Source organism: Streptomyces sp. NPDC059909, assembly GCF_042730885.1.
Classification (GTDB): Bacteria; Actinomycetota; Actinomycetes; order Streptomycetales; family Streptomycetaceae; genus Streptomyces.
Map to the genome: position 1 here is coordinate 16,169 of NZ_JBHWKX010000081.1, position 11,091 is coordinate 27,259.

Consider the following 11,091-nt stretch of genomic DNA (forward strand, 5'->3'; position numbering starts at 1 on the left):
CCGGGCGGTCAGGGCTGCAGTCCGTGGGTGAACGAGCTCGCCTCGAGCGCCTGGGCCTGGGCCTGTTCAGCAGCGGTTGCGCGCGGCTGAGCCTCGGGCGGTGCTGCGACCGGGCGGGCCATCGCCGCGAGGCGTTGACGGATCCGGTCCTCGTCCCCTCCCCCGCCGGACGTTGCCGTGAGCTGGTCCAGCCGGGTCCGGACCGCGGTGAGAAGCTCGATCTCTCCCGCGGTCACCTCTCGGCGGTGCGAGGGAACCGGCTCCTGCTGCAGGTCTCCCTGTCCCGCAGCAGTCGCACCGGCACATGCGCGGGCGCCTGCAGGTTCCGAGCCGCCGCCCAGCACACACTCTCTCGTGGATCACCGAGGAGCCGCACCGCGGACTGAGCCGACAGTCGCGGGTCCTCCGCGGCACGCCGCCGCACCTCCCAGTGAGGATCCCGGCTGAACCGGCCCACGCGCTCCTTCGTGGACTCCCTGTCGTCCAGTGCCAGTTGACGCAGACGGTGATGCAGATCGTCCGCGTACCGGAGCAGATCACGGCGCGGGAAGTTCGGGTGCGAGCGCGGCCGGCCCGGGAAGCTGAAGCTGCCGCCCGGGCCGCACCGCTTGACTTCGACGACCCGTGTCACTGCCCGCGAAGCCGCGCTGAGCCTCGCCTACTTCTTGTCGTGGACGCGCAGGAACGACTCGAGCCCGGCCAGGTCGTCGGTGTTGAGGTAGTCGACGTCCGCGTCGACCAGCTCCTGCCAGACCGCGTCACGCGCCGGTCCGGCAGCGTCGGGGGTGGCCCAGAACCGGACCTGCTGCCCCATGGCGTGGGCGTCGGCCACGATCTGACGCAGCTTCGCGCGCTCGTTCACCGGCATCGGGCCAACGCCCTGCCAGGTGAAGTTCTTCGTCCAGTTGTCGCTGATCAGCGGGATGAACGAGGCGGGAGCACTGGTGCCGAGGTCGGCCAGGCGACCGTCGTAGAAGGCGGAGCGCACCTTCTGCGCCTCCATCGGGATCCGCGCGGCGCGGTCGCCGGAGATGACCGGGGTCACCGCTCCGGCGTGGACCTTGCCCAGCGTGTACGTGGTCAGCATCGACCGGTAGCTCTTCAGGTGCTCGCACAGCACCTTGTAGGCCTCCGCGCCGGGGGTCTTGATGTCGATGAGCAGCTGAAGAGAGTTGCTGTAGCCGTCGTTCACCTCGCCGTGGTTCGCCTTCACCCGCTTCATCAGCGGGTCGAGGTAGAGCGACTCGAGCGTGCGGCCCGGAACCAGGTCCTCCTTGTCGTGGCCGATCAGCAGCTCGTCGCCCACCAGCCAGATGTCGGCCTCGACGCTGCTGAAGCCGTGCGACAGCGCATCGTTGAGCGGGTTGGCGTGCTCGTAGTCGTTGTGGGCGTGGGCTCGCGCGAGCGGGGCCGGCGCCGCACCAGCCGATGCGGCGTAGGACGGAGCCGCCAGACCGCCCGCAAGGACAGTCGTGACGAGCGCGACGAGAGCACGGCGCGTATGCCGGAACATGAAGCCTCCTGGATCTCCGCCCAGGTGGGATCCCGGAGCGACCCGGAGGACGCTAAGCAGCATTGGTGTCCCGTCGCCCACGCCACGGAAAACGTGTCATGAATCAGGAGAGACTACGGCGCTGACAGGCAGCACGCCGCGGATGGCTGTGAGCAAGGACCGCCGGGAGTTCCGAACGAGTCACAGGGGCCGCTGACCCATCGGCCAGTACCGCAGCCACCCCGGGCACAGCCCACCATCCGTCCGCCCAGGGCGGTGCGGGGTCCGCGCCGGTGTTGAGGGCCCCCCGAGCAGACTTCGTCGGGCCAGGGGCACGGCACTCTCGGCGTGCTTGAGCACCTGCCACGCCTCGATTGCGGGCGGCCTGCATGCGAATCGTCGATTGGTTGGGCCGCGGAGGACTACACGCTGGTGGAGTTGGGCTTTAGAGCGTCCGGCAATGGTGGGGCGAGGGCTGTGCGGGCGGCCCCGAACGCAAGGCAGGCACGAGCCTGAGTGATCATGGAGTTCTTGACGCTCAGTGATCACTTGGAGGGCTCGTGCCTGCGGTCCCATCATGCCTTCTGGAGCCCTTGTGGGACCAGTTCGCCGCTCTGCTGCCCACGCGGGGCAGGTACGCCGAGAGCCATCCGCTGGGCTGTCACCGGCGACGGGTTCCGAACCGCACCGTCTTCGAGCACATCGTGCTCGCGCTGGTCCACGGCTCCGGCTATGAGCGCATCTCCAGTCCCGGATGCTCCGACCGGACGATCCGACGCCGCGTCAAACAGTGGGCTGAACTGGGGATATCCGAGAAGGTGCATGCTCTCACACTCGAGGCGTACGACCGGATGATCGGCCTGGGGCTGAGCGAGCTCGCGGTGGACGGCTGCATCACCAAGGCCCGTCCGGAGGCGAGAAGGCCGGGCGGTCGCCGGTCGACCGGGGCAAGCAGGGGTTGAAACGCTCGGTCGCCTCCGATGCCTGCGGTGTTCCGCTCGGGATCGTCTCCGACGGCGCCAACCGGCACGACTCACCCCTGCTCGGGCCGACCCTGGAAGCCGCGAAGGAGCAGGTCGGCGCGCTGCCGGAGGCCGTCAACGTCAACCTCGACCGCGGTTACGACAGTGCGAAGTCCCGCGTGCTAATAGCGCAGTTGGGGTTCACGGCCGAGGTCGCCCGCAAAGGCATACCGGCCCCGATCCAGGCCGGCAAACGCTGGGTGGTGGAGCGCACGCACTCGTGGATGAACGACTACGGCAAGCTCCGGCGTTGCACGGAGAAGAGCGGGAGCGTCGTGGACTTCTACCTCTACCTCGCCGCCACACTCATCACCCTCCGCATGCTCATCCGCCGAGCAACGAACCGCTACCGCTGGGACGGCCGCCCCACCACCCGACGCCTCAAGTGATCCATTTGCCGGTCGGTCTAAGAGATCGCGCGGATAGGCGTGCGGTCATGGTCGGCGGTTCGGGCGTTCGTCCCAGCGGTGGGTCGTCCATGCCTGCCGGATCAGGCTACGCACGGTGATAATCGTGTCGGCGAGGTCGAAGAATGCGTCGATGACGGTGGTGCGCCGCTCGTAACAGCGGGCGAGCCGGTAGAAGGCGTTCTGCCAGGCGTGGGTGCGTTCGACATGCCAACGCTGGCTGGCCTGGATGGGCGCTTTCTCCCCCTTGTGCGCGATGTGTCCGTGCAGGCCGCGTTCGTTGAGCAGCGCGCGGGTCTTGTCCGAGTCGTAGCCGGCGTCCAGGTGCACGGTGATGTCGTCGGGCAACGGCCCCAGGTCGTCCAGACGGTCCAGGGTCGGGGCGAGGTCGTGGCGGTTGGCACCGGCCAGGACACGCCCCAGGGGAATCCCGTACCCGTCCGTCATGCCCGAGCGTTTCAGGCCCTGTTTGCCGCGGTCGACCGGTGAGCGACCGGCGACCTCGCCGCCTCCGGGCGCCTTGGTGATGGAGCCGTCCACAGCGATCTGATCGAGGACGAGGCCGACGATCCGGTCGTAGGAGTCCAGCGCGATTTGCTTGAGCTGGGCGAACAAGCCGAGTCGTATCCACTCGTCGCGGCGGCTGCGGATCGTGGTGGCCGAGCAGGTCGTGTCGGCGATCGCCTCGTACGAACAGCCGAAGCGCAGCAGTTGCAGCATCTTGTCGAAGATGATCCGGTCACTGATGCGCCGACGGTGGCAGCCGAGTGGATGGTCCGGGTGGAACTCCGGCCACTCGGGCAGCAGGGCCACAAATTGGTCCCAGAGCGGTTCTGTCAGCCATGATGGAAGCGCGGGCACAGGTCTCCCCGGTGATCACAGAGCGTCGCAACTCCATGATCACCGGGACCTGTGCCCGTTCTGCTGCCGGGGTCCCCAACCGCGCCTATCCGCGCGACCTCTAAGCCAAACAGGGCGGCCGAGTCCTGAGCAGCCACTTTCGCGTAGACCGCTGGTGGCCATGAACTCGCTCTCGCGTCCGTCGGGCAGGCGCAGAATCCCGGGAGCCGCGTCGAAGAGATCAGATCGCAGTCGGCGCTCAACCGCATTGCGGGCAGGCGCGGTTGACCTCCCGGGCGCATCCGGGTGCGCGCATTCGGGCCCATGCGGGAGGCCGGTCGGGCAGCGAAGAGACACCGGGCCACATGCGGGTGACCGCCTTGGCGCCATGTCGGCTTTGCGACATGGCACCAAGGCGACAGGCACGTGATCTCGACACGACCAACCGGGGGCCGAATCATTCGTCATTGGCCCTCGCCTCCCCGCTTGGTCACGCTCAGTTAGGAGCTCCTTTGCCTGGCTCACCCATCCGCGGCCGAAGGGTCACGGCGCTCGGCATCGCCCTGGCGCTGCTGCCGTCACTCGGCGCGGTCACGGCGTCCGCCGCTCCGACCGGTGCCCCCGCGGCGGACACCGCGCTCCCGGCGGGCGTGGCGGCCCGCACGGACGCCGGCGTTCCCCGGACCATCACGTTGATCAACGGCGACAAGGTGACCGTCACGGGCGCCGGCAAGTCCGCGGTGACGTCGCTGGAGGACGCCGACGGCCGGCCGGTATCGGCCTACACCACCACGCAGGACGGCGAGACCTTCGTGTACCCGCAGGAGGTGCTGCCGTACGTCTCGGCGGGCGTCCTCGACGAGGACCTGTTCAACGTCACGCGGCTGCTCGCCGACGGGTACGACGACGCGCACAGCGACCATGTGCCGCTGATCGTCCGCTACGCCGACGCGGCCCGCGCGCGCAGTGCCAAGTCCCTGCCCCAGGGCGCCGCCCGTGTCCGCCCGCTGACCAGCATCCAGGGCGCTGCAGTCGCGGAGAAGCACGACGAGGCCGGGAAGTTCTGGGACTCGCTCACCGAGGACGTGAACACCTCCGCCCTCGTGCGCAGCAGCACCTTCGGCGGTACGGCGACCGGCAAGCGCGCCGCCGCCCCGCTGCTCGCCGGCGGCATCCAGCGCATCTGGCTGGACGGCAAAGTGAAGGCCGAACTGGCCGACTCGGTCGCGCAGATCGGCGCGCCCGAGGCGTGGAAGAGCGGTGACACGGGCCAGGGTGTGGACGTCGCGGTGCTGGACACCGGCGTCGACGCCGACCACCCGGACCTGGCCGGCCAGGTCGTCGCAGCGACCAGCTTCGACCCCGACGACGACTCGCCCGTCGACGACCACGGGCACGGCACCCACGTCGCGTCGACTATCGTCGGCACCGGCGCCGCGTCCGGTGGCAAGGAGAAGGGCGTCGCCCCCGGCGCCCGGCTGCACGTGGGCAAGGTCCTCAACGACGTCGGGTCGGGCCAGTTCTCCTGGATCCTGGCCGGCATGGAGTGGGCCGCCCGGGACCGGCACGCCAAGGTCGTCAGCATGAGCCTGGGCGGCGATCCGAGCGACGGCACCGACCCGCTGAGCCAAGCGGTCAACACTCTCAGCGCCGAGACCGGCGCGCTGTTCGTGATCGCCGCGGGCAACAATGGCCCCCGCATACCGGTCAGTTCCCCCGCCGTCGCGGACGCGGCGCTGGCCGTCGCCGCCGTCGACTCCAACGACCGGCTCGCGGCGTTCTCCAGCCGCGGACCCCGCATCGACGGACTGGTCAAGCCGGAGATCAGCGCTCCCGGCGTCGGCGTGCTGGCCGCCCGGTCGCAGCACTCGCCGGGCGAGGGCTCCTACACCACCATGAGCGGTACGTCCATGGCCACTCCGCACGTCGCGGGCACCGCTGCCCTGGTCGCGGCCGCGCACCCGGACTGGACGGGGCAGCAGATCAAGGACGCCCTGGTCAGCACCGCCAAGGCCACCCCCGACTACTCCGCCTTCGACGCCGGCGGCGGCCGGGTCGACGCCGCGGCGGCCGCCAAGGCCACCGTGTACGCCACCGGCGTGGTCTCCGCCCTGCAGGAATGGCCGCCGGCTCCGGGCGCGACCGTCGACCGCGAGGTGATGTACACCAACGCCGGTGACGCCCCCGTCACGCTCGACCTCGCGGTCAAGGCCGACAAGGCCCCCTCAGGCATGTTCACGCTGTCGGCTCCGCGGGTGACCGTGCCCGCGCATGGCACCGCCGCGGTCACTGTGACCGCGCACCCGGAGACCGGCGAGGAGGGCATGCTCTACGACGCCCGGATCGAGGCCGCCGACGGCGGCGCGGTCAAGGCCGCCACGTCGATGGGCTTCGTCACCACGTACGAGCTGCACGACATCACCATCGATGCCAAGGACCGCTCCGGAAAGCCCGTCACCGGCGAGTACCTGGTGATCCTCCAGCAGGGCAAGAGGCCCGGGCTCAGGGCGTGGGGCTTCGTCGAGGGTCCCATCACCTTGCGCGTGTACGCCGGCCCCTGGTCCATCGCCGCGGCGTTCCCCGTGAAGGGCGCCCACGGCCCGCACTCGCGCGGCCTGGCCCTGGTCGCCGAGCCGGAGTTCCGGCTCGACAAGGACACGTCGTTCACCTTCGACGCCTCCAACGTCCGCCAGGTCACGACGGTCACGCCGAAGGAGTCCGTCACCACCGACATGCGGGCCGACTTCAGCCGTACCTATGCGGCTTCCGGCACCTTCGGCTGGAGCTTCTACATCCGGCCCGGGTACGACAGCTTCTGGGCGCTGCCCACCGGTGAGAAGGTCCGCGACGGCGAGTTCACCTTGCGGACCCGCTGGCGCAACGAGCAGCCCCCGCTGAAGCTGACCTCCGGACGGGACGCGGTTGACGACATCCTCGTACGGCGCGGCGCCACCCCGCTGCCCAAGGGCACCAGCCGGCTCGGCGCCGTCTACGCCGGGCAGGGCGCGGCCGCCGACTACGCCGGCCTGCGGGTCCGCGGGAAGGCCGCCGTCGTGGTCCGCAACGACACCGTGCCAATGAGCGAGCAGACGGCCGCCGCCGCGGCGGCCGGGGCCGAGCTGCTCATCGTCGTCAACGACGGCGACGTACGGCTCGACCCGCGCACCGAGGCCACCCCGCCGCTGACCGTCGTCACCGTCGGCGAGGACCAGGGCGAGCGCCTGATCCGCCTCGCCTCCGCCAAGGGCGGCACGGCGCTGCGGGTGTTCTCCAACCCCACCACCGACTACCTGTACGACCTGGCCAATGCCTGGGAAGGGGCGGTGCCGGCGAACACGGTCTACCGGCCCGAGACCAAGGACCTGGCCAGGATCGACGTCGCGTTCAAGAACTACCGGCAGGGCGACGCCCGGGAGTACCGCTACGACGTGTGGCCCGAGGACACCACCGCCCGGCTGGGCACCGAACTCCCGCGCCCGGCCCGGGGAACCCGCACCGACTGGGTCTCCACCGGCTCCGGCGTCCAGTGGGCTCAGGCCGCCACCGTCATCGGAGAAGTCAGGATCCTGGCCCTGCCGCGCGGCTACAAGGCCGGCACCGACACGAAGGACCAGTGGTTCGCACCCGTCACCCGGCCGCGGAGCAGCGACGCCTTCCCCGGCGCCTTCAGCTTCCGGCAGGACGACTGGGTGGCCATCGACGTCCCCGCTTGGGGCGACGCCGGCATCAGCCGCGAGGGCTACCCGGTCACTCCGGACGCACAAGCCAAGGCCTCGCTCTACCAGGGCGACACCCTTCTCAACACCATGACCGGCTCCTTCGTGATTGCCACCGGCCTCAAGCCGGAACGGCAGTCGTACCGGTACGTGCTGGAGACCGCCCGCGGCAAGTGGGCCAACCCGTACAGCACCAGCACCAGGACGGAATGGGACTTCAACTCCGCCACCGGAGCCCAGTATCAGGGCCTGGCCCTGCCGTTGATCCAGCTCGACTACGCCGTCGACACGGACGGCGACGGCAAGGCGCGACGCGACGCGAGCCTGACCGTCACGGCCTCGCACCCGACGTCGCCCGACCCGGACCAGGTGCTGCCGCCCACGTCGGCCATCGGGAAGGTCGGCCTGGAGCTCTCCTACGACGACGGCAAGACCTGGCACAAGGTCACGCTGGCCCACTCCGGCGACGGTTGGCGCACCACCCTCGACGCCCCGAGGAACGCCTCCTACGTCACCGTCCGCGCCACGGCCGCTGACGACCGGGGCAACGCCGTGCACCAGACCGTCACCAGGGCCTTCGGCGTGAAGTGACCTGAGCCGCCCGCGCCCGCGGGCCCGGGACGCAACGCCGTCCCGGGCCCGCGGCGCCCGCCGGTCGCCGGCGGTTCAACCGCGCCCCGGGGCGCGGTCGATGTCCAGGTGCGACCTGCGCGTATACCGCCCGGTGACAGTACCGACATCCCTGACTTCTCACCTCACGACAGTGGCAGCACCTGCGGCAAGGCCGATTCTCGGATCGCTGACCAGCGCTTTCGGACAACACCACGGGAACCCGCCACTGACACGCCATCCACTGACACCAAACCGAGAGATCGCACGCGGGCCGCATGGGGCCGACGCCAGGCCGAAGCGATCGTCGCCACCTATTGGCAGTTCCAGGGTGCCGTCGTCCCGCCGCAGGTCGTCCAGGACAGCCCGCCGCCGGACGGCACCCGCTACGAACCGGTCACCAAGAGCGGCGAACCGGTGCCCGCCACCGACAAGTGGCTGCGCCACGCCTGGCACAACCGGCGCCCCGGTAAGATCACCACGAACGACGAGCACGAGACGAACGTCTCGGAGCAGCTGGCCCTCACCGACACCGCACTGGCCGCCTACGTGCTCCACCTCGGCCCGACCGGAACCGTCACCCAACAGTGGCTCGATGGCACCCGCAATTCAGCTCTTCGACCTCACTGGCGCCGTGAGCCGCCTGCGCACACCTGATCCCTGGCCACACCCCACGTCCGGCGCGGAAGACGCTGTGGGCCGTTCCCTAGTACGGCCGCGGCGGTGAAGAACGGCCACACTCGGCGAGGGCGGCCGTCAGCAGGTGGCCGAGCACCCGGCGGATCCGGATGGCGGCGTTGCGGGGTGCCGTGCGCATCGGCTGGGCAGTGGGGTGCAGATGTGGCTGGCTGCCGCCCGGAGGTGCGGCACTCACGCGGGTTGGGGCACCGGGGTTTTGGGGTGGAGGGCTCAGGCCCACAGGGCGCTGCCCCACTTGGTGAGGATGAGCACCGCGATGATGCCGATCCACAGCACGGGTACGACCCAGTGGAACTCCTCCACGGTGCGGCGCACCCGGCCGGGCGCGGGGATGAGCCCGTGGCGGATGTTGTGCACGGTGGTGTACCAGAAGATGAGGATCGTCACGGCCCACACGAGGGTGCACCACAGGCACAGCGCGCCGATGGCGTACAACGAGGAGTACTGCAGCCAGGTGATGAAGCCGATACCGAAGACGGTGCCGGCCTGCAGGCCCCACCAGTGCCATCGCCGATAGCGGGCGCCGGCCAGCAGTCCGGCGCCGATGGCGATGACGACGGAAAAGGCGACCCAGCCGATGAAAGGGTTGGGGAAGCCGAAGGTGGATGCCTGCCAGCTCTTCATGATGTTGTTGCAGGACAGCACCGGGTTGATGCTGCATGCCGAGACGTAGTCCGGGTTGGCGAGCAGCTTCATCTTGTCGTGGGTGAGCACGGCCGAGGCGAGCAGGCCGAGGGAGCCGCCCAGGATCAGCAGGAGCGCGAAGGCGCGGTCGGCGCCGATCGTGGCGTGCGGGCTTCTCCGCTCGGCCGGGGAGGCCGTGTCGCGGGCTGCTGTCGTGGTCATGTGTGGTTCCGTTCCGGCAGTTGCCCGCAGCGGGGCTTGATCTGTTCCCGGCCGCAGCGGGTCCGGGCGTGGGTGGGGTCAGCAGCAGTGGCCGTCCCTGTCGCGGTCGGTTGAGGCTGGTGTGGGGACGGGCTGGGGCGTGCAGCAGTCGTCCGCTGCGGCGGGAGGGGGCTGTCCCGGTGGGAGTGGAGTGGCGGGCCTGCTGCCGTTTGTGGTGGCGGATGGCGGCTGCCCCACGGCGAGGTCTATCACCAGGGCGGTGACGGCGATGGGCGGTGGTGTGGCCGGCCCGACCGGCAGCCCCGTCTCTGCGTCAGTCGAGCTGTCGTCTGCTGCGAGCCGGTGTCCGGAGATGATCGGACCGTTCCTGCGCCGAGGCCTGCTCGCGCAGGTGGTGCAGTTCTTCGCGGGTGCGGCGGATCTCCCCGTCAACGCTTTCCGCCGTGCGCTCAGGCCCGGCCGGGCTGCAGTTGCCGTGCCGGCGCGTCGGACGGATGCAGCACACGTATGTGAGGGCTGCGGCGAGTGCGGTCGCGGCCAGGGGAAGCCAAATGCCGGTCATGCCGGAGAGCGCTTGTGGAGGTCGGCCTTCGGGGACCGCTGCTCGTCGCGCAGGGCCTCGACTTCTTTGCGCAGGCGGGCGAGCTCCTGCTCCTGCGCGGTGGTTGGGGCAGTGTGCGACTGGTCGGGGGCGGGGCGCTTGCCGCGCATCATGAACCACATCATCAGGCCCATGCCGATGGGGCAGGCGAGGGCGGGGAGTACGTAAAGCAGCTGGCTCATGACAGGTTCCTCGGGTGTTCTTGCGTGTCGGTCGACAATCGGGTGGGCGTAGCAGCAGGACGGGACAGCGCGGCTGCCGGGCGCCGGCTCAGCGGACCTTCTCCATGGGAAGGCCGCAGCAGCAGGTCGGGGCTTGATCACCGCCATGGTCTGGGGGTGCACCTTTGGTCACAGTGATCTCGCAGCCGCAGCTAGGGTCCGGGCACCGGTACACCTCGCCTTCGACGAATGCCATGAGGTGACCTCCTTCTTGCTTCGTGCCGGTACGACGACGCTAAAACCTTTCCCCTGGGGCAAGGTCAAGGGTCCGTTTAGGTTGGATCTGAGGTGCTTCTCTCGGGCGTGATTCGGAGGGATCCAGGCATGTCCCGCAAGCCCGCCAAGAAGACATCGCCAGGCCGCCGGGCTCGGGCCAGCGAGATGCGTGAGAACGCGGAGCGTGCTGAGCGCCGACGCCGCCGGCTGATTGTCCTCGTCGTGGGTGTCGCCGTACTCGAGGTCGTCGCCGTGATCTCTCTCGCCGTCGTCCGGACCTCGGACGACGGAACCGGGACTCCCGCCGAGACGGGCATCCCCCGGCTCCCATCGGATAGCTAGCGAGGGGACCCGTGCCTTTAGGCATGGGGGGAATCGCTTCTCAGGACTGCTCTGACCTCAACTGTGCCCACGGGTCTGCA

Annotated in this window: 8 protein-coding genes and 1 pseudogene; 4 read left to right on the forward strand and 5 right to left on the reverse strand. The window is 69.8% G+C overall.

Annotation, left to right across the window (positions count from 1 at the left end):
* Positions 1-8: 8 nt before the first annotated feature.
* Together ACFV9O_RS33950 and ACFV9O_RS33955 are read right to left on the reverse strand one after the other, a co-directional pair.
* Positions 9-236 (reverse strand): hypothetical protein, encoded by a 228-nt coding sequence (locus ACFV9O_RS33950; protein ID WP_385424959.1) that lies wholly within the window; start codon positions 234-236, stop codon positions 9-11.
* Between the two features lie 422 nt (positions 237-658).
* Positions 659-1,513, reverse strand: a complete 855-nt coding sequence (locus tag ACFV9O_RS33955) for a phosphatidylinositol-specific phospholipase C/glycerophosphodiester phosphodiesterase family protein (protein ID WP_385424961.1) — start codon at positions 1,511-1,513, stop codon at positions 659-661.
* Between the two features lie 539 nt (positions 1,514-2,052).
* Here ACFV9O_RS33955 and ACFV9O_RS33960 point away from each other — a divergent pair.
* A pseudogene (locus ACFV9O_RS33960) lies at positions 2,053-2,903 on the forward strand (IS5 family transposase).
* A gap of 45 nt (positions 2,904-2,948) precedes the next feature.
* Here ACFV9O_RS33960 and ACFV9O_RS33965 read toward each other — a convergent pair.
* The gene (locus ACFV9O_RS33965; protein ID WP_385424963.1) at positions 2,949-3,782 is read right to left on the reverse strand and encodes an IS5 family transposase; all 834 of its coding nucleotides are present in this window, start codon (positions 3,780-3,782) and stop codon (positions 2,949-2,951) included.
* A gap of 491 nt (positions 3,783-4,273) precedes the next feature.
* Between ACFV9O_RS33965 and ACFV9O_RS33970 the strand changes: the two genes are divergently transcribed.
* Positions 4,274-8,068, forward strand: a complete 3,795-nt coding sequence (locus tag ACFV9O_RS33970) for a S8 family serine peptidase (protein ID WP_385424966.1) — start codon at positions 4,274-4,276, stop codon at positions 8,066-8,068.
* Positions 8,069-8,503: 435 nt separating this feature from the next.
* Positions 8,504-8,743, forward strand: coding sequence for a hypothetical protein (locus ACFV9O_RS33975; protein WP_385424968.1), 240 nt, complete (start codon positions 8,504-8,506; stop codon positions 8,741-8,743).
* 252 nt (positions 8,744-8,995) lie between these two features.
* On the opposite strand, the gene ACFV9O_RS33980 is transcribed toward ACFV9O_RS33975, so the two are convergent.
* Together ACFV9O_RS33980 and ACFV9O_RS33985 are read right to left on the reverse strand one after the other, a co-directional pair.
* Positions 8,996-9,631 carry a vitamin K epoxide reductase family protein gene (locus ACFV9O_RS33980; protein ID WP_385424970.1) on the reverse strand — a complete coding sequence of 212 codons (636 nt, stop codon included), beginning with the start codon at positions 9,629-9,631 and terminating at the stop codon, positions 8,996-8,998.
* Between the two features lie 558 nt (positions 9,632-10,189).
* Positions 10,190-10,414 (reverse strand): hypothetical protein, encoded by a 225-nt coding sequence (locus tag ACFV9O_RS33985; RefSeq protein WP_385424973.1) that lies wholly within the window; start codon positions 10,412-10,414, stop codon positions 10,190-10,192.
* A gap of 363 nt (positions 10,415-10,777) precedes the next feature.
* On the opposite strand from ACFV9O_RS33985, the gene ACFV9O_RS33990 reads away from it, so the two are divergent.
* Positions 10,778-11,011: a hypothetical protein gene (locus ACFV9O_RS33990; protein ID WP_385424976.1), complete on the forward strand. Its 234-nt coding sequence runs from the start codon at positions 10,778-10,780 to the stop codon at positions 11,009-11,011.
* The last annotated feature ends 80 nt before the right edge of the window (positions 11,012-11,091 follow it).

Coding starts and splice junctions, on each gene's coding strand:
- ACFV9O_RS33955 (WP_385424961.1), bottom strand. CDS start 1,513: ATGTTCCGGCATACGCGCCGTGCTCTCGTCGCGCTCGTCACGACTGTC.
- ACFV9O_RS33980 (WP_385424970.1), bottom strand. CDS start 9,631: ATGACCACGACAGCAGCCCGCGACACGGCCTCCCCGGCCGAGCGGAGA.
- ACFV9O_RS33985 (WP_385424973.1), bottom strand. CDS start 10,414: ATGAGCCAGCTGCTTTACGTACTCCCCGCCCTCGCCTGCCCCATCGGC.
- ACFV9O_RS33990 (WP_385424976.1), top strand. CDS start 10,778: ATGTCCCGCAAGCCCGCCAAGAAGACATCGCCAGGCCGCCGGGCTCGG.